Origin of the sequence: Chryseobacterium sp. C39-AII1 (assembly GCF_039672645.1) — a bacterium.
Classification (GTDB): Bacteria; Bacteroidota; Bacteroidia; order Flavobacteriales; family Weeksellaceae; genus Chryseobacterium.
The window spans coordinates 396,884-421,885 of sequence record NZ_JBDFPQ010000002.1; the positions used below are offsets into that span (position 1 = coordinate 396,884).

The following is a 25,002-nucleotide window of genomic DNA, read 5'->3' on the forward strand; positions in this document are numbered from 1 at the left end:
GAAAACACACATAGAAATCTCCCACACCTACCCTTGATTTAGATCTTTTTCTTTATAAAGAAAATCAAACTTTTTAGATCTTTTACTTTCGCTATTATTTGGTGAAAGACTATCTCTTATGACCATTTTTAACAATCAAAATATTAATTAAAATGCCAAACACAACTTCCTCAGAACTGTCATTTGGTTCTGCCATTTCGCTATCTCAGCAAGACAGAGAAAAACTATTACAAGAGTTTAATAATACTTCATGGAACTATCCTCATGAGAGTACATTGATTTCGCTTTTTTACGCACAGGTAGGTTTATATAAAACTAATGAAGCTGCCGTTTTTAAAGATCAGAAAATAACCTATCAGGAATTGGATGAAATTAGCAATCAGATTGCCAATGCTCTTATTTCCAAAGGTGTTCAGGAAGGTTCCTTTGTTCCGGTATGGCTGGATCGCTCGTTGGAGTGGATTGTTGCCATCGTTGGAATTTTGAAAACCGGAGCCGCCTATGTTCCGATAGATCCGGCTTATCCTGTAAAACGTGTGGAATTTATTCTTTCGGATACCCAGGCAGAACTTATTATTACGAATGAAAACTTAGGCCGACAATTATCGCCAGCTACTCCAAAGTTTTTTTTCAATACATTCGATGATGTAAAAGATTATTCAACGTTACGTCCGGAGCCGATTATTCATCATGATGCGTTGGCGTATATCATTTACACCTCAGGTTCTACGGGAAATCCGAAAGGGGTGATGGTCACCCATCATAGCGTTCAGCATTTGGTGACTTGGCATAATGATTATTTTAAGGTAAATCATCAATCAAAATTAACCTTAATCGCAGGTTTAGCATTCGATATTTCCGTTTGGGAAGTTTGGTCTGCCCTTACTTCGGGAGCAACACTTTTCATTGCAGACAGTGAAGAGCGCATTGAAGTAGCTGCTTTAATTAATTTTTATCGTAAAAACGAAATTACTCATGGTTTTGTGCCCACAGTTTTGGCGCCAGCTTTTGTGGAGGCAACCAGAAAATATGACGATCTTCCCTTGCAATATCTTTTCACTGCTGGAGAAAAATTAAAACCCGTTCTTACAGACGGATTAAGCTATGAATTAATCGATTATTACGGTCCTACCGAATGCACGGTTTATTCCACTTTCAAAAAAATAAAAGATGTAAACGGTGAATATGTTTCTACCATAGGAAAACCTATTGCGAATGCGCAAGCTTATATTTTAGGTGAAAAAATGGAACTTTTGCCTATTGGTGCTACGGGAGAATTGTTTATTGGAGGTACGTTGCTGGCTAAAGGCTATCTGAATAATGAAGAACTGACCTCTGCGAAATTTGTTGTCAATCCTTTTAACGAGAATGAAAAAATTTACCGCACAGGAGATTTGGTACGATGGTCTGCCAACGGAGATATTGAATTCTTGGGAAGAATCGACAATCAGGTGAAAATTAGAGGTTTCAGAGTTGAATTGGGTGAAGTGGAACGTACGATTTCTCAATTAAATGAAGTGAAAGACGCTGCGGTAATCACCAAAGATCATTCAGGAAATAAATACTTGGTGGCTTTTGTGGTGTTAAAAGAAAGGGTAGAAAAAGACATTACCATCATAAGAAATCAATTAAAAGAAGAACTGCCAGGATATATGATTCCTACACAAATTGTTTTCATTGAAAAAATTCCACTTACAGCGAACGGAAAAACAGACGTTCAGATGCTGAAAAATTTGGCAGATCAGCAAGCTAAAGAACTTGTTTCCCACGAACCTCCGACTAATGAAACCGAACGAATTATCGCTGATATTTGGGCTGAAGAACTGGAACGGCCTGTTATTAATATTTCAGATAATTTTTTTGATATTGACGGAAATTCATTGTATGTAGCCATTGTTGCCACTGCAATGCAGGAAAAGCTGGATGTAAAAGTTTATATGAGAGATATTTATCAATATCCTGTGCTTCAGCATTTATCTGATTTATTAATTGCCCGAGCAAAAGAAGAAAGAGAAGCGCTTCCTGTAGAAGATATGGAACCGTATGTAGAACTTCAAAATGATGTTTATCTGAATCCGGGAACGGTTTTCGCCGGAGGTTTTGATCCTGAACAGCTCGAAAATCCCAAAGTGATATTCTTAACGGGTGTTACAGGTTTTGTGGGAATTCATTTGGTTCAGGAGCTTTTAGATACTACCAGTGCAGATATTTACTGTTTGGTAAGAGCTCAGGATGAATTTCACGCATTAGAAAAAATTGAAAAATGCTACGTTCAATATAATATTGCTCAAAATCCTTCGCAAAAATCGAGAATCATTCCGGTGTTGGGAGATTTGTCATTGCCTTCTCTTGGATTTTCGAATGAACAGTTTAAAAATTTAGCCCAAACCATTGATCTCATTTATCATTCAGGAAGTTCTGTGAATTTTATTGAACCTTATTCTTATATGAAAGCTCCCAATGTGGAAGGATTACGTGAAATTATCCGTTTGGCAGGCGCTGAAAGAACAAAATGTTTAGCTCTGCTTTCCACGATTTCTGTTTATAGTTGGGGACATATTTTTACCGGTAAAAAGGTAATGCTGGAATCTGATGATATTGAACAAAATATTATCTCTGTGAGTAAAGATATTGGATATGTACGAAGTAAATATGTGATGGAAGCGATCGCCGATCTGGCAGCGAAAGAAGGATTACCGCTTATCACGTACCGCTTGGGCTATGCTATGTGCCACAGTAAAACGGGAGCCAGCGCGCCTTACCAATGGTGGTCTGGTTTGGTGAAAAACTGTATTGAGTTTAAATCTTATCCTGCTTTAACGGAGTTGAGAGAAGGTTTGATCACCGTAGATTATATGACAAAATCGATGGCACATATCACCAAAAATAAAGATGCTATTGGAAAGAAATTTAATTTAATTGCGAGTCCGGAAACGAATTTAACATTGGAAGAATTTTTTGCGTTGCTTAAGGAATATTATCCACATGAACTGCAGCCACTTTCGTACAAAGACTGGAGAAAACAATGGGAACACGACAGTAAAAACCGTTTGTATCCGCTTACGAGTTTGTTTAAAGATAATATGCATGAAGGATTGTCTACCGTTGAGCTTTATCAGCATACGTATGTCTGGGATTGCTCCAATGTTATTGAATTTTTGAAGGGTTCGGGAATTGAAGAACCTGTATTTGATAAAAACTTGCTGGATTCTTATTTGAAATATTTGGGTATTCCTATTTCTTAGCAGATTTTTTATTGAGGGGTTTCGGGGCAGCTTCGCTGCCCCGAAACTTTTTATTTTTAAATATTCCATTTTAATACGACGAGTTTTGTCGCATTAAAAAAAGATTTTTGTGAAAAACCACAGTCTTGAATACAATCAATACCAATCAGCCCATTCAGATTCTTAGAAAAACATTTGCTGCCCATGAAAGCTTTATCGTTAATATCGAGGAGTTTGACTTTAACAATACCCTAAAATCTCTAACGATCGAAAGCAGCACAGGATTAATCGCAGAATTTCTATGGCAAAGAAATGAGAGTTACGAATCTAAAGGATATTTTAAAGAGTCCCGAAATGATTTAGGCGCTACGATTGCTCATCACGACGGCATAATTGCCATTACAAATGGCGGCGTTCAGCAGGATCTTGAAGTAGATTTACGACTTTTATAAACAGCTATTTATTGTTTTTAAATTCCTTTTTTTCCATCCAAAATCATTTGGATCATTTTTGTTTTCCTATTTTCTCTGGTTTCAGGTTTTTTAGCTTCTTCAATCCAGCGGATATATTCTTTTCTGTGCGTGTAGCTCATTTTGTCGAATAGCGCTTTTGCTTCAGGATTTTCATTAAAAATAAATTGAATATCATCCGAAATTTCAACAATTCTTTCTTCTGTATCCTCAATAAGGCTTACCGAAACCTCATCACCAAATGTTTTTCCCAATTGCTTTCTGACATCCTGCGTTAAGCCTAAAATATGACATTCTGATTTCATTTTGGCTAAACTTCCACGATATTCAACCGTATTATCAAATAACGCTTTAATTCTTACCTGCCCTTTCTTCCCAAATAGTTCTTCCGTAGAAAAAGGAAATTCTACAAACGCAGCATTGATTTCTCTGTTTTGTTGGATGATGGCTTTGAAATTAGCTGGTTGAGGTTGCATATTTTTAATAGTGTTCAAATTCAACATTTTTTTACATTTTACTAATATACAATGATTTATGTGGTTTTTAGCACAAAATAAATTATTAAATATTATTGTAAGCCAACCCTCTAATCTTTCACCTGGTTGTATTTAAATTGTAGGATTTATTTTTTTAATATTTAAAAATTTCTCCACATGCTCATTAATACCTTATTAGTAAAACTTAAAAACTAAATACTCTAGCTGGAATAACTTTATCATACATTAATTGCTCTTCTTTTTGTTCTCTAGACATATTTTCTAATTTTAGGTCTGACATTCCTCTTGGAGAATAAAAATACCACTTCCAAGTAGGATAGCTTTTAATGAAAAAATATTTTTCGTTAAATTCATCATCTTCGTAGATTCCAGTCAATAATCTTACAAGAATAAAAGATGTTATTATTACACTAGAATATTTTAATAACTTTTTTATATTAATAGCTATCATAAGGAAACTCTTCTCTTTTGATCACCTTTCCTGTTTGTCCATCCAAGATAAGTTCTACTTCTTTTTCCTGTTTATTGAAAGAAATGAGATAAGAGATTTTCCAGACTTTTTTGCCATTGAGCTCGCTTTTATATACGCTCGTTTGATAGCCTTCGCTTTCATGATATCCTTTAGAAAGTTCAATATTATTCTTTTTACAATATTTTACAATATCTTCGGGAGTAAAAATGTAACCTTCGTCTGTATTTTCTTCTTTTATGAGCTTTCCTGATTCATCAAAGTAATACCAAATTCCGACTTGGGATCCCACATTAAATAGAACTCCTTTTTTTTCAATATTTCCATTATTAAAAAAAAACTTATTTGTTTTAAAAAAGGAATCTGAATTATAGTTTCGTTCTCTATAGCCTGGTGATTGAAAGTCCTGAAGAGATTTTTCACCGTTATTTTGTAATTCTAACATTCCTCTTACGGCATTCTTATTAAAGTTTTCAATGTTGAACTTTTCAAAAAATTTATCTGTTTGAGGAATTATTACTTTTTGTGTTTGGCACTGAATATTTATGCTTAGCCAAAGAAATATCAATATTTTGTTCATATTAATAACTATCGTAAGGAAACTCTTCTCTCTTAATTACCTTTCCCGTCTGCCCATCCAAAGTAAGCTTTACTTCTTTGTCCTGTTTATTGAAAGAAATGAGATAAGAGATTAGCCAAACTTTTTTGCCATCTAACTCATTCTTATAGACACTGGTTTGATAGCCGTCTCTTTCGTGATACCCTTTAGAAAGGTTAATTCCATTTTGTTCACAATATTTTATAATATTTTCGGGGGTAAAAGCATAACCTTCATCCGTATTTTCTTCTTTTATCAATTTTCCATCCTCATCAAAGTAATACCAAAGTCCTATAGGAGCTCCTTGATTAAAAGCCCATCCTTTATTTTCTATACCTTTTGAAGCATAAAAATTTTTCACATACATAAAATAACGATTTGTATCATAACCGACTTCACTATAACCAGTTTTGCCTCCCGTATAAATAATATGAATTAAGCCGTCAATTTTATCAACCCGACTTTTATCTAAATTTCTATCAAACACTTCAAATCTACTATCAATTATAGTATTCTTTATATTTTGTGTTTGACATTGTATAAATATACTTAACCAAATAAATATCACTATTTTTTTCATATTACTTTAGTATTGAATTATTAATTATTTTCCATTGCCAATAATAAAGTGAACGTCGTTTATTTTTAGATTCATATTCCGCATAGTCCATTAAATTATCTGTCATTTGATACATATAAGTAAATAATGCTTTAGGATCTGTATATTTATTGGTAAAAGTATGTGCTAATCCCATAGAATGCAAGCTCATGAGTGGCAGTCTGTTGGTCGGCTCCATTAAATACCACTACAAAATCAGCATCATCCGCAGAATAACCGCCTAGATTTTGAGCTCTTCCCCCATAGCCTCTTTCTCCAAAATAAAATAGTTTAAAATGATGATTATACTTATCACTATACTGTGTTTTTAATTTCGTCTTTAAATAAATTTCCAAATCTAGCCCATTTGATATTTTATCTCTGTCAATTTCACCATTTGTAGAAAAATCTTTTAAACTTTTATAATCATTAGCCAAATCGAGTTCTATAATATCTGAAACATCTGATAATTTGATATAGGCTTGTTCTAAATAATAATTTATCCTTTCTTTTTCGTCATTGATATTTGGTGTTACTCTAGGAGAATTTGCAGATAATCTTGTTGTAATTTTTACAAAAACCACATCTTTTTGCTTCTGTTTAGAAATATCATTAGCCCAAACACTTATATTTCCAGCTATGGCTTCCATGGTTTCTCCTTTAGCATTCTTTTTAAAAGCCTTTAACTCGATCGTCTGGTCATTTTCAAATTCTTTAATACACTTTATGATAATGTTTTCTTCATCTAAAGCTACACTTTTTTTGCCCTTAATATCTATTCTGTTGGGAGTAAAGGTAAAATAATCTGATGGAGAAAACTCTAAATAATCAGCCTCTTCCTTGATCTCCGCGATAAAAGTAATTTTCACCTCTTTATCTTTTAAAATGCTTAACCACGGAATGAAATATTCTTCGGCTTTTGCCTTTCCTGTCTTAGGATTTTTCGTGGTTTTCCATGGGATGGTATAGGGTTTATACAGTGCTTTCAGTTCATTCAGCATTTTTTCATCGGGCTTGAACTGTCCGCTATGCATATTCAGATTATCCGGTTTTGAATGATCTACAATTTTAGTGAATTCGTAATCACTATACTGATAAGCGACAATTCTTTCGAAAGCAACATCATGAAAAAGCATGGTATCTCCCAATCTAAACCAGTCAAAACCAAACTCTCCTTTCCAGTCTTTATGCGGTCTGAACTGTACGATAATCTTAATGGGCTGTTCAGACATGGGCGGAAACTCCGGCTCCCCATAGGTAATTCCTTCTTTCGCATTAAAAATAATCTCTTTCCCTGACGTTATTTCATAGCCCTCTTTGGCGAAAATCTTGTAAGACCCGCCTATTTCTTCAATCAGATCACCTCCGATGTATGTAATTTTACTCATGATTAATGGTTTTTAGATTGTTCGGCAGAATTATGCTGAATTTCTTTCTGAGAATGAAACTCATGGTTTTGCGATGATTGAGTACTCCCTTTACCATTGATTGTCGTCTGCTTGTCTTTCTCAACCTTACTTTCTTTATTTCCAGTGATATATTCAACCATTTTGCCCATTACGTTGGTGATAAAATCTGTTCCTATGGTCATCATACTCAACATCCCAACTCCCACCGATTTGTTCATTCCCACCGTTTCTGTAGAGTTCATTCCTACATTCGTATTCATATTCTGTCCCACATTAATGTTCATATTTTTTCCTGCGGTAAAAGTAATATTATTCGGTGCATTCACCTCAATATTTCCCTGTCCGTCCATCAGATAGGTATTGCCACTAGGGTCTTCAATAAAAACACTTCCTTCACCATCATTCAGGATAATTTTCGTTCCTGATCTTGTGTGAATTACCTTTTTATCATTCCCACTTGTATGATAAGAACTTACCTCCTTTCCATTATAATGCGTGCCTACTACAAAAGGTTTTTCTGCATTTTGAGATGAAGAATCAGCTATAAGTATCCATCGATAAACCTTAGATCAATAATAGATTGCTGTGGATTTTCTTCATTATAAAATAGAATTGTAGTTTTTTGAAATTTTAATAGAGAAATCGTACTCTGTTTCGAAAATGGAAACATTACCTTTTTGATATAAGTTTTTCCTAGTACTTTATATTTTAATTCGACTAAAGTAAATATTTCTTCACTCCTATTTCCAAACAGATATTCAATTGGCCAGAAATATTCTCGAAATATTCCAATATTTTCATTTTCTTGAAAATGTTTTTCTTCAATACTTTTTATTCCTTTTTCAAAATTAATAGTAACAGGAATACCTATTTCTAAAAGTTTTTCTGTCAAAATTTCATCATGAGCATTTTTCCTTTTTGTGATGCTTTTATCTTTAAAATATTCATAAATGACAACTAAAATATAAGGAAATAATAAGGGGATTGATATGTACAAAATTCTTATATTTTCTTCAATAAGGCTAAATAAAGACAGCCCCAATAGGAATAATATCAGGAAAAATAATTTTAAATAGATGTGTTTTTTAGAAAAATCTTTCATAATCGATGAAAATTTTACTCGTCGTAATAAAAAGTAATATTTTTCTTCTCACAAACATCTTTTACTTCTCTATAATTATTCAATTTTATTCCCATTGCATGAACTGTTTTTAGCTTTGGAGCCGATAAAATTTCAATAGGAAAATTTTTCACATGTGTTTTTGAAATATTAATCCTTTCAAGATTTTGCATATTTTTCAAACATTTTGGAAGCTCTGATATACTTGTATTATTAATTGGAAAACTAACTAAATCTGAAAGGTTGCATATCTCTTCAGGAATATTAAGTAAATTTTGATTATCTGAAAGTAAAATAATTTTTATTTTGTTTAAATTTCCTATTTCTGGATCAATATTTTTTAGATTATTATCACTTAGATTTAACCTTTCCAAATTTTTTAAATTATATAAAGATGGTGGTATTCTAGTGATATTATTATGTGGGAGTTCTATATGAGTTAGATTAATATTTTTTCCTATTTCATTCGGAATATTAATTATTTTTTTTCGTTCTGAAAATGATGTGATACTTTTTAATTGTTTGAAATTTGAGATCCAGATTGGAATAGAATCTGTATCTGCAAGATATATATTACGAGTGTTTTTAAGTCTTAAATAGGTGAGCGAATCTCTTTTTACCCACAAGCTGTCAAAAATAATTTCACTTGCAGAAAGAGGAAAAGCTCTTAACGTTTCTTCATTTTTATCATAGGACTGCTTATCATATTGCTGACACGATATTAATAGTGGAAATATAAAAAATAAGTATTGCAAAACCTTCATTGTTAAATTTTTAAATCTTTTACAAATATTGCATGAATATAATGAAAAGTTGTGATTCTATTAAACTTATCCAAACCTTCCATCGATTGAATTAACAATCCTGAGTCTCGGTTACCTTCTCCTATATTAGATAATGATTCTAACATTTTTGGGGAGTTAGAATTTGTTAGATCTTTAATAGCATCAATTTCTTTATTCAAAACTTTTGTCATGCCATCTTCTGACATATCAATAACTTTGAAACCTAGATTCTTGCTTCTATTAATATCATTATTTTCTAAAAAATCCTTAGTGAAATCTTTGCCCTCGATAATTGCTTTTTGCAGGTCTATATTCCAATGTTCAATTATAAACTCATCGTTTTCTTTCATCATTCGATTAACTTCCATTGCTATAAAAGGAGGAACAATAGAAGGCATTGGAATTTCATGATCTGCTACCCCACGAAGTAAGGCAGACAGATCTGAGAGTACTCCAAAAATACCAGCAATTTCACCTATTGTCTTTATAGTATTAGGTAAGCCGCGCTGAACTTGTGCTTCTATCTGGTTGATACCTTTAGAGGTCTCACCACGTACTCCGGTTCCTCTATTCACGCCCATCAATATTTTATCTTTATACTGCCCGTCAATATAAGTGACATTATACTCATAAAGACGTGAGGTCGTTCCTTTTTTTCCTGTATTAAAGATAAGATTTCCTTTTTCTAATTTTCTAATAGCAATCTTATAAGCATTTTTTTCAAAGAAAGTAAGTTCCTTTTTTAAATTGGGATTATCATATGGCTTAGTAAGTGTTTTGAACTTATTACCATACATAGCATTTGGTATTGGAGCTATATACCAAGGGTTTCCCTCTTTAGCAGAGTAAATAGCAGGTAATAAATGTTCATTTGAAGCATGAACGAAAATAATTGGTTCAACTACTGGTTTAGGTTTCACTTTAAGATAATTCCAAGTTTCCCAAGGTAGTTCTGCAATTTCGGGTAAATTGGTTTCATCATCTATATATCTACACCTAAAATAGAATTCCAAATCTCGTGCTTCATCATTAATAATCATTTTCAATAAAGACTCTTCATCCAAAAGTATATCTATCGTAATTTCTGAATTTTCGTTCAATGCCCAATCCGTTAATACTTTTCCATCAGCATTAGCACTTACAATATTGATCTTTTGATATTCATCCAAGCTTTTATGTCCTATTAATTCTTTATTAGCAAAACTTAAGAGATAAAGAAGTAAATTAAATTCATTCCATTCTCGGAGTTCTAGGTTAACCTTTTTTCCTTTGGGAGACTGAATATTTTTCATTTTTAAATGAAACTGAACTTTATCTCCAAGCCTTGCTTCTTTTATTTCTTTTCCATCTTTATCAGTCCACCAAGCTTTCTCAAAATAGGTATATGAACTGGGAGAATCTTTAGGTTCTCCCAGCATAATGCCTTTACTTGCGGTAAAATGACTAAATTCTCCTGCATAAGCTTTAAATTCATCAGTATATACTGTCCAACTTTCACACTCAATACTGTTTGTACCTCCAACTATTCTTGTAATTTTTCCTCCTGCCATAACTTAATGCATTTTAGAATTTTCACCACTATTATTATCAAAAGTACCTTTAGTATGAATTTCATTTTTCTTTTCAGAAATAACTTTCTTTTCCTGAGATTGATCTGTAACTTCTTTCGCTCTAGATTTTCGTTCACCCTGAGCAACTTCCATAATATTAGCCGCCATCAAAGAATAATCCGCCACCGCATTCTGAATCATCATACCACCCGCAAAACTACTATGGCTTGCCCCTGCAGTTTCAGAAATATTCATGCCTGCATTGGAAGTAATATTCATTCCGGCAGTTATACTCACATTCTCTACCGTCGAAATATTAATATTCTTCGGCGCCGTAATGTCAATATTTCCATCACCATAGAAAACTGCAATAGTCTGCCCTTTCTGACTTTCCAGGGTCACATCTCCCGTTTCATCATAATCAGACGGTTTCCGATGCGGGAATGAAACACTTTATAACGATTATCTGCCGTAGCATAACCGCTGACTTTCTTTCCATTATAATTTATTCCAATACAAAAGATTTTTCTGTATTTCGAGATTCGAAATTACTCCTCACTTCTTCACTAATTTCAGGAATAAAATATCTCCTTTCAATAGTAATAGTAAAAGGACTTTCCTAAAGTTTAATACTTTTATTATATTTTGTAATAGAAAATATAATATTAAATGCAAACATTAATGATATTAAAATATAAAATACATTTTCAATTGATGAATAATTTTGATTGTAGTAAAAAAGTTCTGAAATATTTGAAAGCTCAAATAAATAAATACATAATAAGAGTGTTATATTAAGTATAAGTAATGATTTAAACCTTTCATTACCCAAAATTTGAAAAGGTATTAATAAAAGAAAAAAATTGGAAACAAATAAAAATGGAACAGATGAACCAGAACCTAATTTAATAATGTTAAAAATTAATCCTACAAATAAAATATTTGCATTAAGATATCTGTTCTTAGCTATGAAGTTGAAAACTAAAATTAGAAATAGAGCAAATGACCAATTGAAAAAAATAATTGTCTTTGTAAGAGAGAAGCACTCTGTACTAGAATCACAAAATAAGCCTAAATCAAATTTTGAATTATATACAATTATATAGCTCAAGTAAATAACTAAACCTAAGAAGAAATAACCTAATAGTATTTTTTTTTGTTTCATATATTAACCTTTTGGTAAAGCCATTGTTTTGCATGGAATAATGACATCTTTGTTTTTTTGAAAAAGACACATACAATTTGGTGGACCTAAAGGAAAGTCACCAGCTTTAACATCATTATAAGCACCTTGTGGTTGCCAAGGGTATTTTCCATCTATTTGAATTTCAGACTTTTTATATTCTCTGAATTTATCTTCTTTAGTTGTATGGATATTTATTTTCTCCAAATTATCAGCAATTTTTAAATCTATTCTATCTGACTGGCTTCCCCAAGTATTCTCATAATTACTTCTTTTAAGAAAAGCATGAGTCTTACAATTTAGTCTATCTGATAACTTTTGTGCTAAACTTTCGTTCTCGCCCCATGTAAATCTTTCTATTTCTGTATCATTATCTATGCTTAATCCTGTTCTACACGCAAAAGACCATATTTCAGCGTCTTTTGAAAAACTACTTGGATTTAGCTTTGTGTAATTGCTTAAATTTAATTCGTTACCATTTGCATCCTCCGAAGATTTTATATTATTATTTTTTTTGTATAAATCCCAGTCAAGCATAAAAGTAATCCTACTTGGCATTCCATGGGAATATATATACAGATTATTAACTTTATACATGCTACCATTTTCATTAGGTATAGTTCTATAATCACCTTGAATATTGTTTGTATACCCTAAATTGATATAATTAATTAGTTCTGAGATATTTTTGATAGCAATAATTTTAATATTTTTCTTATAATTCCTAAGAGATTTTTCAAACTCAAATATCATATTGGACGAATATCCATGTGTAAAATATAAAACCGTTTGTACACTTGATATTCTAATTCGTCTAATTGCTTGAGCCATAAACATTAATTTATTTACAGATTTTTTATCATGCACTTCAGAAGCTACAATAACTATGTTTTCATAATATAATCTTATTATTGCACTATTATTTGGTAATATCATTTTTTCATAGTTACCAATCTCACTTCCTTGTTCCCCTTTCCATTGGTTTTTTTCTCCTGCAGTAAATTGTAAATTTCCATTAAAGGCATGAAATAATGTATTTTTTTTACTCGTAAGAATAATTTTTCCGTTGCAATATGTTTCTTTACTCATAATTGGAAATTAGGTATCATTAGACTTTTCACCACTATAACGAAGCATCCTTTCAGAAGCATTGGCTTGTATATCAGTTTCAGAAATTACTCCCATGCTTTTTGAATGTATTTTCCTTTCTTCTTCTGTGTGAGACTCTATACTTCCTTTCACATATTCAATCATTCTTCCTACAACATTCGTAATAAAATCTGTTCCTATCGTAATCATACTCATCATCCCAACTCCCACAGATTTATTCATTCCCACCGTTTCTGTAGAATTCATCCCGACATTGGTATTCATATTTTTTCCGGCGGTGATATTCACATCTTCTCCTGCCATTAAATTAATATTCTTCGGCGCCGTAATATCAATATTTCCATCACCATAGAAGACAGCAATCGTCTGTCCTTTCTGACTTTCCAAGGTCACATCTCCCGTTTCATCATCCATAATCAGACGGTTTCCGATACGGGAATGAAGCACTTTATAACGATTGTCCGCCGTCGCATAACCGCTGACTTCCTTTCCATTATACATCGCTCCCGAAACGTAAGGCTTTTCAGCATTGTTACTTTCAAAATTTACCAACACTTCATCGCCAATTTCCGGAATTTTATAATCACCTCGCGATGCCCCAGCATAAGATGTTTTTGTCCTTATCCAGGGCGATTTCTCACCCTTTCTTTCCTGCCACTGAAACTGCACCCTCACCCTTCCCATACCCGAAGGATCGTTATTATCAACCACTCTTGCCGACTGCTCCTCACCAAAAGGAACCGCGTCCGAATCCTGATACGGCGCATTTTCCAGATCCGGAATGCCCACAAATTCATTATAATATTCATTGCCGTCATGATAATGCTTAAGCTCAATGATGCGGTAGGTTTCCATCGGATTATCATTGATATCGATCAGCTTCGCCAAACCTCCAATTTTCAATAACGGATCCCGACTTTTCCCTTTAATCATAATTAAATTTTCACGATTTTCACGCTCCCTTCTCACCGAATCTTTCAGCTCTCTTGAGGTATTATTCGAAATTCCGGTATGATTGTAAAACATTTCGGATCTCTTTTTGTAAACGTTTTCCGAAGCATTAATTGCCACCGCTTGAAACGGATTTTCTTTATATTGATGTTGAACAGAATTCGACTGATAATCAATATTTTCACCCGCCTGAACATCATACGTCGAATAGCTGAAATTCTGTGGCTTGATATTCATTTGAAATTCAACTTCAATTAAATTTTTATTTTCTTCCAAATCCAACATATCCTGCACTTTATTGCCAAATAAAAGCTGCTGACCATTGTAATAAAAATATTCACCAAACCTCGTGGCAAGCCTTTTAATAAACTGATAATCTGACTCTTTGTACTGAACCGTGTATGGAAGCGAATACTCCGTATTGGGATGATGCACCAAAATATGGGCTTCATCGGGATATTCCGAAACGATTTCCTTGATGATCTGCTCCAGCGATTTTCCTTCAAAGCTGCGGCATTTTTTTCCGCTTTCCATCAGCACTGTCGGAGAATATCCGGTGATATAAAGCTCTCCATAACCATTTTCTTTTCTGTTTCGAATATTGGCGATAATACCAACAAAAACCTGACGGATATTGCCATACCGATGAATATTAATGGTGATGGTTTTGCCTAAAATATTCTTAGAATTTTCCATCACATAACCTTTGAAGCTGTCCAAAGCATCGTCGGGAACGGTGATCGTGAACGTGTCATGCTCGTTGGTAAACTGGTTCAGCTCAACGGAAAAGGATGATCTTTCCAAAAAAGGCTTTCCGTCCATGCTTAAGGTTGTATAGACAATCGGGTTGGTCGGGTCATTCAGAAAATCCTGAAAACTCCGCATCGAAAAGTATTTTTTTAGATCATCCGGATGATTCAGTCTCCCAAAATCGGAGTTGTAATATTTTTCGCTGTCTTCTTCGTGATTGTTGTTGTTTTCTTCCATGTGTGTTGTTTTTTATGGGTTAGTTAAATAGTTACCATTTTAGTAAAAGTAATTCGTCTTTGATGAAATCATAAAACCGAGGTTGATGAGGAAGAAAGAAGCACGCTTCGAGTAATTCTCTAAGGTCTTTTTCTTCCAACATCATGGCAATACTCCCATCATCATAATTAATTGAATCTCCTACATACCGTAAGGGATAGCGCTTCCCGGTCAGTTGACAGGTAGAATTCTGCCCTTTATTGGTGATTATATTAGAACCATCACAAAAAATGAGGTGCCTACTCTGCATATAATAGGAAAAGTGCTTGTTGGCGAAATGATTATTAATGAAAATTTGCGCACCATTATACGCCTGAATATTAATTTCAGGACCTTCATATAATTTGTTCTTTCTATTGGGATTGTGCCATTGAAATTCTTTATCGTCAGTCATCGTAAGTGTTTTTATAGGTAGTAAATAAGAAAGCTAAAGTCTGTGTGGTCTAAGAACTGACAACTGAAATCAGACTAATTAATTGATTGAATGTCATTTGGTTTTATCATTTGGTTAATATCCCAAATATAGGAAATACATTAATTGAAAATTTGCTTTACGTAAAACTTTTCGACATACATTCGCTTTTAAGTGCTTATTAATGAAATAAATATTAATAAACTGAATTTTGAATTATTATTTTATTGTAAACGATAAAACTTATTGAAATTATTTTACAACAACATGCAAAAAAACCGCGAAAGTAAACTTTCGCGGCTTTTGAAATATCAATAAAGATTTTTTATTTCTTTTTAGGCTCAGCTTTTGGAGCTTTAGATTTTGTATCAGCAGGAGTATTTTCATCTCTTACTAATTTCAGCTCATCAACGATTCTTCTTGCACCTGCATATTTATCGATTGTCCAAAGAACAAAACGAATATCTACGTTGATCGTTTTTTGCCATTCCGGTTCGAAAACGATATCACCGCTCAATGCTTCGCTGTTACCGTCGAATGCAATACCGATAAGGTTTCCGTCTCCATCGATTACCGGAGAACCAGAGTTACCTCCTGTAATATCGTTGTTTGAAAGGAAATTAACCGGCATATATCCTTTAGCATCAGCATACTGACCGAAATCTTTCATATTGTAAAGATCAATTACTCTTTGAGGAAGATCAAACTCTTCATCACCTTTCTTGTATTTTCCAACAAGACCAGTCATGTCTGTATAATAATTATCAGTAACTCCGAAGTAGTTTCTATCATTTCTGATTGGCAATTTATCTACCGTTCCGTACGTTAACCTCATCGTAGAGTTAGCATCCGGATAGAATTTTTTCTCAGGCATTGCTTTCATTAAACCAGCTAAGAAAAGACGGCTGTTTTTAGCAAAATTATCATCTATTTTTACAAATCTTTCGTTAGATCCTTTTTGATCGGCAACAATTCCGTTAGCGATTTTTAAAAGTGGATCAGCATCTAATTTTAAACGGTCTGGGTTTAAAATAAAGTTAGTAACCGAAGTTTTATTAGCGAAAATAGATGAGTAAGCTACGTTTGAAAGATTTTTAGCATCTAATCCCATAATTGTAGCAGAACCTACATCTTTAGCAACTTTAGACTGATAAAGACCAACCATAGAATTCATCATTTCACCTTCAAGGTTGGTATTGATGCTTTCATAAGCCGCTTTTACAGCTGCATCTACTTTTGGTTTCATAGCCAGTCTTCCAGCCATATCCTGCTCTGCATAAGATTTAAGAACCGAACCAACCTGTAATGCTAAAGAGAAATACTTAGAATTTCTCATCAATTGAGAATAATAGTTTCTTTCTACATTTCTGTCAGATGATTGCTTGTAATACGTTGCAATATCATCTAAAACCATCTCATACTGAGCAATATTTTCCGGTTGTACTGCCCAAGTTCTGAATTTGTCTTCAAGTTGCTGCTTATCCGTAATTGTTCCGTTTTTGATAACAGCATCAATCGTTCCCTGTCTGTTTTTCCAGTAGTTAGCTACTGAAGCGTATTGAGAAGCATAGTTCAATTGAGTTCCTTTGTCTTTATCCATATACTTCTTCATCACATCCATTGCTAATTTAGAAGCCTGAACCCAAGCTGGATAATCTTTACCTACCATTTGCTGAATTCCGTAAGAAGTCAAATAACGGTTTGTTCTTCCAGGATACCCCATGATCATAGAAAAATCACCAGGCTTGATTCCTTTTAAAGAAACAGGTAAGAAATGCTTAGGCTTTAATGGTTTGTTTGCAGGAGAATATTCTGCAGGATTTCCCGCTGCATCAGCATATACTCTGAAAACCGTGAAGTCTGCCGTATGTCTTGGCCACTCCCAGTTATCTGTATCACCACCGAATTTTCCTAATGATGAAGGCGGTGCACCTACCAATCTGATATCTTTATAATCTTGGTAAACGAAATAATAGAATTCGTTTCCGTTGAAGAAATCTCTTACTACTACTGTATATTTTCCGTTTTCAGAATTTTCTGTCTGGATAGCTTTCGATTCAGCCTCAATTACAGCTTTTCTCTCGTCAGCAGACATATTGTTGTTTAGTTTAGAATTGATTCTCTGCGTAGCATCATCCATTCTTACTAAAAATCTTACATAAAGATCTTTTGCGTTGAATTCGTCTTTTTGCTTCATTGCCCAGAAACCATTCTTCAAATAGTCTTTTTCAGGTGTAGAAGCCGCCGCCACAGCACCGTAACCACAGTGGTGATTGGTAAAGATTAATCCTTGGTCAGAAACGATCTCTCCCGTACAGAAACCACCGAAACTTACGATAGCATCTTTCATACTGGAGTTGTTTACGGAATAAATTTCCTCAGGCGTCAGGTGCAAACCTTCTTTTTGCATGTCGACACCGTTAAGTCTTTTGATGAGCATTAACAGCCACATCCCCTCATCCGCCCTCATCTGAGCGAAGCCCAATAGAAAAGTGAATAGTAGAAATAGTCTTTTCATTTTATAAAAAATTTTTGTGTCGCTAATTTACTAATTTTTACGATATTCTGTTTTCAAGTGGTACAAAAATGGAATACTGTGACTTATGAAAAAACTGCTTTTATCAATTTTTACGATTTTAGTTTTACAACTGTTGCTAAACTGCTCTTCGTTGATGAATGAAAACTCTGCAAGCACGGCAAAAAATCCTCATATTCAACGGGAATGGATGATGATTGCTTTCGAAAATTTTGCTAAGGCTGATTTAATTAAAATGAATGCTAAAATAAATTTAACCGAACCCGCGAAAGATGGAAAAATTAATGGAAAAGCATTGATGGGGTGTAATGAAATCTTTTTTAGTTCTGAATTTAAAAATAACGGAAAAGTGAAAATTTCAGAAATTAGCTCAACAGAAAAAGCTTGCCCGGATATGAAACTGGAAGATGATTTTTCAAAAACATTTAAAAACATCACAAATTTTAAAGTGGAAGGTCACTTTTTAACATTAACCGACAATCAGGGAAATTCAATGAAATTTATTGCTGCAGATTGGGATTAATTTAAGCTAAAAAATGTTTAGTCTTGGCTCAAATAATAAAACAAAAAAAGTCCGCGCTCTTGCAGACTTTCTTTTAATTGAAAAATCTAGTTTGTTTCGGTTATTAGTTTTTAGGAATTGTTCTTTTTATGTCTTGTATTGTTAATTCAGGAGTGGATACCAACCCCTGTGTTGTGCTTTGTGTGTTTTTAGAAATCGTGGCTTTACGTGATTTTCTTCCGGGAACTGTTGCTAAAATTTCATCAAGACTTGCGGTATTGGGAAGTAATTTTCCCAAATTAGTTGAGGCTTCCTGTTTGGGAGCTTGCTTTTGTTTTACCTCAAGACCTTGTTCTGAAGCCAACGTTACGGTAGAAGGCTTTTGCGTCGTTCTTTCCTGAGCTTCCTTCATCATTTTGGCTTCAAATTCTTTTGATTCTTTATAATTGATGGCTTCCTGTACGTTTTCTTTTGTTTCAGAAACTTTCTTGTCCTGCTGAGCATACACATTGATGCTTACTACTAAAAAAGCGATGATATATAATGATTTCATGGTTGTTTATTATTTAATGTTAACTAATACTTTAATCTTTCCGATTTCGTTTTGGTCATAATCCTGAAGCGCTTTTCCGATAACCTGACCAATTTTCACCTTTTTGATATTGGCTTTCATCGCAACTCCTGATTTTGATGAAGTCACCAAAAGATCACCTCTTTTAATTTTCCCTCCTTCTAGGCAAACTTTAGTAGGAATTACCCCGATTACTCCCATTGGCACTTTCCCGATTAATTCTGAATCTATATTTTCTTCCGTTAAAAGAACTCCTGGTTTTGTCGCGTAAACTCCAGCAACCAAATTAGAGTATGGTTTTGAAGATTTTTCTACTGTTCTGTCGGAATCAGTTGAAATAATTAAAATATCTCCAGGTTCGTATTCAGAAGTATTTCCTTCCACATCAAAAGCTTCCGCAACATCGGCTCCACTATTTTGAGTTCCACCATTGAAAAATCCTGTTCCAGATTTGTTAATTCTTGCCACATTAGTACTCGCACTTTGATAAACTGCAATGTTTCCTGATGGCCCTTGATGATTAACAAGCAAAGTAGACCCTGTTCCCGTAGTCGTTATATGAACCACAGGCTGACCATTAGAATTATTAAAGTTTCTGAAATACCCTGCTCTACCTGTTGCAAAATTCGGAATCCAACCGTAAATAGCAGATCCAGATCCGTCTACTGTTGCTTCTACCCCATCTCCTGACCCTCCGGCATTGGCTGTTATGGCATTTCCGTTTCCATCTGTAAGAGCAAGTAAAGCAGGCCCGTTTCCGCTGGCGTTACTGGAATAAAATAAACCTGCATATCCTCCCGTTCCAACAGATTCGCCATAGATACCCGCCGTTCCGAAATTGGCAAAAATAGAATTTACTTTACCATGTACTGCAGCAGATGTTCCGTTGGTATTATCGACAAAGAAATCTCCTGCCATACCGTTTCCGACTGTTTTTGCAGTGACGACCGTATTGGTATTTGATGTATTAAAATTTTGAAATTCAGCCGCTTTCCCTAAACTGAATGAAGGCGTCCAGCCATAAATCGCACGACCTGCTCCATCCACATTGGCTTCTACGGCATCTCCGTCTTTTCCGGCATTGGCAGTTATTGCATCACCATTACCGTCTGTTAAAGCTACCAAAGCGCGTCCGTTTCCTGAAGTATTTGATGAATAAAACAACCCTCCAAAACCACCTGTTCCGGAAGAAACTCCAAAAACGCCCGCCGCTCCAAAGTTTCCAAAAATGGTTTTTACTTCACCTCTTACGGCTGCACTTACGCTGCTTGTATTATTTGAAAGGAAAGATGAAACATTTCCTAACGTATTATCTGGAATATTTCCGTTTCCATTAGATTCTACTTCGAAAGTATTTCTATCATTTGATGCATTGAAGTTTTCAAAGCGTCCGGCTCTACCTTTACTATTGTTAATACCAACTTGCCCTAAAACACCCACAGAAGTTCCCGTTGTATTTGTTGCAACAAAACCTCTTACTCCGTAACCGCCGCCATCATTTCTACCAACAACAGCTCCGGCAATGTCACTTGTATTTCTTCCGACTATTGCTTCACCAGCTCCGTTATTGTCGCCAACTATTCCGGCAGAAGATTGTGAGCTTGTTACGCCTTGTACCCCAAATCCTCCTGCTGTAGAACTGAAAACACCAGCTCCGTTTCCTGTAGTGGAAACATTTATTACTGTTCCGTTTCCTACGGTGTTGGCATTGAGAACATTATTATTGTTAGAATTATTAAATATGGCAATATTTGCCGCAATACCATTGGTGCTGGTTGCGTTTAGCCCCGTTCCGGTATTACTGTTAGCATACACTCCATATCCGGCAGCTGATGCATTTCCGTAGACTCCAAGACCTGCAGGGGTAACTCCATAAACGCCCCAACCGCTTCCGTTTTGGCTTCCCCAGACACCGATACCTAATCCTCCGGTTCCATTGTTGACCCCTCTTACACCCGAAGAAAATCCTCCCGGAGCTGTGCTGTTTACAATACCTCTTACTGAAGCGATGCTTGATGTAGTTGTATTATTTATCCCTTCAATTGAAGTTCCGTCGCCGTCGTTTGTTAAAGAAAATAAATTTCCAGCATTATTTACGGTATTAGTATAAGGAATAGTAAAGTTTCCTCCTGTTCCGCCCGCTGATTTGGCATACATGGCAAAGGGAACGCTTAAAAGCTGGCTTGTTCCTGTAATCGTATAATTCGTTCCTCCCGAAGGATCTGTTTCTGTTTTTAAATAATAGTTTCCTGAGGCCCAGTTGATGGTATTGAATGTTCCTGAAAGTACGGTTCCGGCTCCTAGTTCTAAAGTAATCAACCCGTTGACATTTGTACTTCCTGTTAATCTTTCAGAATAAACAGACACTCCAGCCGGAGATCCCTGAAGAATACTTGCCCGTACTCCTACACTTTGATTAGCCAAAACTTGTCCGCCTGCATTTCGAACAATAGCCTGATAGCTCATTTTTTCAGGAACTTGTGCAAAGGCTGAAAATGTTCCCAGCAGAATTCCCATCGATAGTAATATTTTTTTCATGGTGATTATTTTTTAATGATTTTGAATGTTTTGATGTTTTCTCCTTTCTGATTAATTCGGATGATATACATCGCTGAAGGTAGATCTGAGAAGTTGAATTCCGATTTAGATTCTGTGATCTTGCCCGATTTTACTAATTTACCTTGCGAATCAAAGAGCTGATATTCAGAATTTCGATAGTCGTTGCTGGTAAAATCCAGATATAAAAAATCTTTGAACGGATTAGGATACAGTAAAATATCCTTTTGATTGTCAGCAGTTTCTTCAGTTGCAAGAACAACGGTAATTTCATAAGGTTGTTGTATTCCTTCCAGAATCTGGTTGCTTCCCTTCACAAGATAGGCGACTTGGCCTACGCTGTAAGAAACCGAGCCATTGCTTCCCGTGGCATTACCTCCGGAGGTCATTACAGCACTTTGGGCGTGCAGCAAACCGGGGACAAAACCGATCACAATAAGGAAGAAACATGGAATAGATCTTCTTTTCATGTCAAGTAATTTTGGGGTTATTAATTGGTGAATTCCCAACTGAATTTTCTTCTTTTTGGGAAGACTAAATTACCACAAATGCCAATCTGAAATTTTTAAAATAGATAAACGACAAAAAAAATCGACCAACGACAAAAAGTAGAGTTATTATGAAAATATGAATTGAAAATCCTTTGTTTTAAGATTAAATTATAGGTTAGGATTAGGATTAAAAAAATCTAAATTTTCTTTAAACGTTCGCCCAATGGGAAGCTTTATTTGATGAACAAGTTCCACTTCATGTGTATTTTTACTTCGGATAAGATGTCTCGGAACCGCATAGCTTTTATGAATTCTCACAAAAGATCTAAAGGAAGTTTTATGCAAAAGATTTCCAATAGAATCTAAAATACAGTGCCTTTTTTCGGAAGTGATGATTCGGGTGTAATCTTTCAAAGCTTCAAGATAAAGAATATTGGAGATTTTAATCTGATGAATATTGCCACCTTCTTTTATTTTGATGCTGTTTTCACCAAAAAGAGCATCAAACGACTCACATTTTTCTTTCATTTCAAAAAAATCTGAGAGTTTTTGCATCGAATAATGAAAACGTTCAGGCTTAAATGGTTTTTTAATGAAATCTAATGTATCTAATTCAAAAGCCTGAATCGCAAATTCGGGATGAGAACTCACAAAAATACAAGCCGGAATTTTATGGGCTAACTTCCTGTATTCCACACCGCTCATCTGAGGAAGATTGGCTTCGATGAATAAAAGATCAACAGGAAAATCAAGAAAAGGAATTGCTTTTTCCGCAGAATCAAAAGACGCCACGACCTCAATATTTTTATATTGTTTGATGTGATGATGAAGCACAAGCCTGTCGAGCTCATTATCATCGATAATCATACATTTTATATTAGCAATCATGGTGTATATTTTAAGCAAATTTTAAAATTTAAGACTTAAAACTTTGAAATTCACTGTATAAAGTTATTAATTTTCTATAAATAGAAACTATGATGAACTTAAATTAACATTAAAATATTTTGTTTCATAAAATTTGATTTTGATTTTTCTTTCTAAAATGTTAACTTGTAAAAATCACAAACATAGATAGAATTTAATGCTAGAAAAGAAAGAACATAATTACGAGAAAGCAGTCTTGGTAGGTGTTGTTACCCAGCATCAGGACGAAGACAAGCTTACCGAATATATGGATGAACTGGAGTTTTTGGCCTTCACGGCAGGAGCTACGGTAGACAGACGTTTTACTCAAAAATTAACTCAGCCAGATTCCAAGACGTTTATCGGGAGCGGAAAAGCTCAGGAAATAAAAGAATATGTAAAGGAGCATGCAATCGGAACGGTAATCTTCGATGATGAATTATCTCCTTCCCAGCTTAAAAATCTGGAGCGAGAAATGGAAGTGAAGATTCTCGACAGAACCAACCTTATCCTTGATATTTTTGCCCAAAGAGCAACGACTTCTTATGCAAGAACACAGGTAGAATTGGCTCAATATCAATACCTTTTACCTCGACTGACGAGAATGTGGACTCACTTGGAGCGTCAGAAAGGGGGAATCGGGATGAGAGGTCCCGGAGAAACGGAAATTGAAACGGATAGACGTATCATTCGTGACCGAATTACTTTATTGAAAGAAAAACTGAAAACCATCGATAAGCAAATGGCAACCCAGCGAAATAATCGCGGAAAAGTGGTACGTGCAGCTTTGGTGGGATATACCAACGTGGGAAAATCTACGTTGATGAATTCTCTTTCGAAATCGGAAGTTTTTGCTGAAAATAAATTGTTCGCTACACTTGATACAACCGTAAGAAAAGTGGTGATCGGAAATCTTCCGTTTTTGCTGACGGATACGGTAGGGTTTATCAGAAAATTGCCGACGCAATTGGTAGAATCATTTAAATCTACTTTAGATGAGGTTCGTGAGGCGGATTTGTTGATTCACGTGGTAGATATTTCTCATGAGAGTTTTGAAGATCATATAGATTCTGTGAATCAGATTTTAATGGAAATCAACGCGCATCAAAAACCGATGATCATGGTTTTCAACAAAATTGATGATTTTAGTTATGAGAAAAAGGATGAAGACGATCTTACGCCTTCTACCAAGAAAAATATTTCTCTTGAAGAATGGAAAAATACATGGATGGCAAAATCTAAGTACCCAACTGTATTTATTTCTGCTCTTACGAAAGAAAACTTCCCAGAAATGAAGAAAATGATCTACGATGAGGTAATGAAAATACATATTTCAAGATTTCCTTACAACGATTTCCTTTTCGAATATTTCGACAACGATGAGGAAGATAACAACAAAGAGTAATGAAAAAATACCTTTTCTTTTTGCTGCTTTTTATTTCGGTTTTGAGTTTTGCTCAGAAACTGAAGCCGGATTTTAAAAGTATAGAGAAAAATCTTACCAACAAGCAGTCTCCTTATAACTATGATAAGCTGATTTTCAAATACAAAGCGTATCCGAAATCTTTGGATAGTCTTGAAGCCCAATATCTGTATTACGGAAGAAACTTTCAGGAAAATAAAGTTTCAACCTTGGATGATGATTTCAAAAAACTGGCCGAAGCTTTCAAAGAAAAAAATGCTGATGAATGTGTGAAACTGGGAACTGCTTTGTATCAAAAAGATCCTACCAATCTCGATGTTTTACTCATTTTGCTTCGTGCCTATGATTCGAAGCAGGATGCAGGTAATTTTGCCCATCACGTGAGTCAGTTTCGATTGCTGACCGATGCTATTAAAAAATCTGGCGACGGAAAAAGTGATAAAACGCCTTATCAGGTAAATTCTGTAGGCGATGAGTATATTTTACTCAATATCTTACAAATTGGAGAAGATTTTACAAGAGTTTCAAAACCGCAGAAAGATGGGATGATGGACGTCTGGGAAAAAGACGGTAACAAAGTATATATCAAAGTCCTTTATTTGGATTTTTAACCAT

At 34.6% G+C, this 25,002-nt stretch carries 24 protein-coding genes; 6 read left to right on the forward strand and 18 right to left on the reverse strand.

Annotated elements, in window-relative coordinates; all coding sequences use genetic code 11:
• Positions 1-152: 152 nt before the first annotated feature.
• A complete protein-coding gene (locus tag ABEG63_RS04605) occupies positions 153-3,245 on the forward strand; it encodes an amino acid adenylation domain-containing protein (protein WP_346583301.1) in 3,093 nt (1,030 codons plus the stop codon).
• A gap of 125 nt (positions 3,246-3,370) precedes the next feature.
• Positions 3,371-3,676, forward strand: a complete 306-nt coding sequence (locus ABEG63_RS04610; protein ID WP_346583303.1) for a hypothetical protein — start codon at positions 3,371-3,373, stop codon at positions 3,674-3,676.
• 17 nt (positions 3,677-3,693) lie between these two features.
• Here ABEG63_RS04610 and ABEG63_RS04615 read toward each other — a convergent pair whose 3' ends face one another.
• The 10 genes from ABEG63_RS04615 to ABEG63_RS04660 form a co-directional block, all read right to left on the reverse strand.
• Positions 3,694-4,197 (reverse strand): YdeI/OmpD-associated family protein, encoded by a 504-nt coding sequence (locus ABEG63_RS04615; RefSeq protein ID WP_346583305.1) that lies wholly within the window; start codon positions 4,195-4,197, stop codon positions 3,694-3,696.
• Between the two features lie 178 nt (positions 4,198-4,375).
• Positions 4,376-4,642, reverse strand: coding sequence for a hypothetical protein (locus ABEG63_RS04620; protein WP_346583308.1), 267 nt, complete (start codon positions 4,640-4,642; stop codon positions 4,376-4,378).
• Complete coding sequence (locus tag ABEG63_RS04625; RefSeq protein ID WP_346583312.1) at positions 4,629-5,240, reverse strand: hypothetical protein; 612 nt, start codon at positions 5,238-5,240, stop codon at positions 4,629-4,631. The genes ABEG63_RS04620 and ABEG63_RS04625 overlap by 14 nt, the downstream gene beginning before the upstream one ends.
• 1 nt (position 5,241) lies before the next feature.
• Positions 5,242-5,838, reverse strand: a complete 597-nt coding sequence (locus ABEG63_RS04630; protein ID WP_346583314.1) for a hypothetical protein — start codon at positions 5,836-5,838, stop codon at positions 5,242-5,244.
• Between the two features lie 146 nt (positions 5,839-5,984).
• A complete protein-coding gene (locus ABEG63_RS04635) occupies positions 5,985-7,244 on the reverse strand; it encodes a hypothetical protein (RefSeq protein WP_346583316.1) in 1,260 nt (419 codons plus the stop codon).
• Positions 7,245-7,246: 2 nt separating this feature from the next.
• Positions 7,247-7,615, reverse strand: a complete 369-nt coding sequence (locus ABEG63_RS04640) for a hypothetical protein (protein ID WP_346583318.1) — start codon at positions 7,613-7,615, stop codon at positions 7,247-7,249.
• Positions 7,616-7,806: 191 nt separating this feature from the next.
• Positions 7,807-8,367, reverse strand: coding sequence for a hypothetical protein (locus ABEG63_RS04645; protein ID WP_346583320.1), 561 nt, complete (start codon positions 8,365-8,367; stop codon positions 7,807-7,809).
• 14 nt (positions 8,368-8,381) lie between these two features.
• Complete coding sequence (locus tag ABEG63_RS04650) at positions 8,382-9,149, reverse strand: leucine-rich repeat domain-containing protein (protein WP_346583322.1); 768 nt, start codon at positions 9,147-9,149, stop codon at positions 8,382-8,384.
• Between the two features lie 2 nt (positions 9,150-9,151).
• Complete coding sequence (locus ABEG63_RS04655) at positions 9,152-10,720, reverse strand: hypothetical protein (RefSeq protein ID WP_346583324.1); 1,569 nt, start codon at positions 10,718-10,720, stop codon at positions 9,152-9,154.
• Between the two features lie 3 nt (positions 10,721-10,723).
• A complete protein-coding gene (locus ABEG63_RS04660; RefSeq protein WP_346583326.1) occupies positions 10,724-11,122 on the reverse strand; it encodes a hypothetical protein in 399 nt (132 codons plus the stop codon).
• Positions 11,123-11,583: 461 nt separating this feature from the next.
• Here ABEG63_RS04660 and ABEG63_RS04665 point away from each other — a divergent pair, with 461 nt between their 5' ends.
• Positions 11,584-11,826 (forward strand): hypothetical protein, encoded by a 243-nt coding sequence (locus ABEG63_RS04665; protein WP_346583328.1) that lies wholly within the window; start codon positions 11,584-11,586, stop codon positions 11,824-11,826.
• 62 nt (positions 11,827-11,888) lie between these two features.
• Here ABEG63_RS04665 and ABEG63_RS04670 read toward each other — a convergent pair whose 3' ends face one another.
• From ABEG63_RS04670 to ABEG63_RS04685, 4 genes are all read right to left on the reverse strand, one after another.
• Positions 11,889-12,992 carry a hypothetical protein gene (locus ABEG63_RS04670; protein ID WP_346583330.1) on the reverse strand — a complete coding sequence of 368 codons (1,104 nt, stop codon included), beginning with the start codon at positions 12,990-12,992 and terminating at the stop codon, positions 11,889-11,891.
• A 9-nt stretch (positions 12,993-13,001) separates the two neighbouring features.
• A complete protein-coding gene (vgrG, locus tag ABEG63_RS04675) occupies positions 13,002-14,951 on the reverse strand; it encodes a type VI secretion system tip protein VgrG (RefSeq protein WP_346583332.1) in 1,950 nt (649 codons plus the stop codon).
• Positions 14,952-14,982: 31 nt separating this feature from the next.
• Positions 14,983-15,384 (reverse strand): hypothetical protein, encoded by a 402-nt coding sequence (locus ABEG63_RS04680; protein ID WP_346583334.1) that lies wholly within the window; start codon positions 15,382-15,384, stop codon positions 14,983-14,985.
• A gap of 343 nt (positions 15,385-15,727) precedes the next feature.
• The gene (locus tag ABEG63_RS04685; RefSeq protein WP_346583336.1) at positions 15,728-17,920 is read right to left on the reverse strand and encodes a S46 family peptidase; all 2,193 of its coding nucleotides are present in this window, start codon (positions 17,918-17,920) and stop codon (positions 15,728-15,730) included.
• Between the two features lie 85 nt (positions 17,921-18,005).
• Between ABEG63_RS04685 and ABEG63_RS04690 the strand changes: the two genes are divergently transcribed.
• On the forward strand, positions 18,006-18,461 hold the full coding sequence (locus tag ABEG63_RS04690) for an META domain-containing protein (RefSeq protein ID WP_346583338.1): 456 nt from the start codon (positions 18,006-18,008) through the stop codon (positions 18,459-18,461).
• A 103-nt stretch (positions 18,462-18,564) separates the two neighbouring features.
• Here ABEG63_RS04690 and ABEG63_RS04695 read toward each other — a convergent pair whose 3' ends face one another.
• The 4 genes from ABEG63_RS04695 to ABEG63_RS04710 form a co-directional block, all read right to left on the reverse strand.
• A complete protein-coding gene (locus tag ABEG63_RS04695) occupies positions 18,565-18,993 on the reverse strand; it encodes a hypothetical protein (RefSeq protein WP_346583340.1) in 429 nt (142 codons plus the stop codon).
• Between the two features lie 9 nt (positions 18,994-19,002).
• Positions 19,003-21,549, reverse strand: a complete 2,547-nt coding sequence (locus ABEG63_RS04700; RefSeq protein WP_346583342.1) for a collagen-like protein — start codon at positions 21,547-21,549, stop codon at positions 19,003-19,005.
• A gap of 5 nt (positions 21,550-21,554) precedes the next feature.
• A complete protein-coding gene (locus tag ABEG63_RS04705; protein ID WP_346583344.1) occupies positions 21,555-22,037 on the reverse strand; it encodes a T9SS type A sorting domain-containing protein in 483 nt (160 codons plus the stop codon).
• A gap of 189 nt (positions 22,038-22,226) precedes the next feature.
• Positions 22,227-22,946 (reverse strand): LytTR family DNA-binding domain-containing protein, encoded by a 720-nt coding sequence (locus ABEG63_RS04710; protein WP_346583346.1) that lies wholly within the window; start codon positions 22,944-22,946, stop codon positions 22,227-22,229.
• Positions 22,947-23,142: 196 nt separating this feature from the next.
• On the opposite strand from ABEG63_RS04710, the gene hflX reads away from it, so the two are divergent.
• Complete coding sequence (gene hflX / locus ABEG63_RS04715; protein ID WP_267403408.1) at positions 23,143-24,369, forward strand: GTPase HflX; 1,227 nt, start codon at positions 23,143-23,145, stop codon at positions 24,367-24,369.
• A complete protein-coding gene (locus tag ABEG63_RS04720) occupies positions 24,369-24,998 on the forward strand; it encodes a DUF4919 domain-containing protein (RefSeq protein WP_346583349.1) in 630 nt (209 codons plus the stop codon). The genes hflX and ABEG63_RS04720 overlap by 1 nt, the downstream gene beginning before the upstream one ends.
• Positions 24,999-25,002 lie beyond the last annotated feature (4 nt).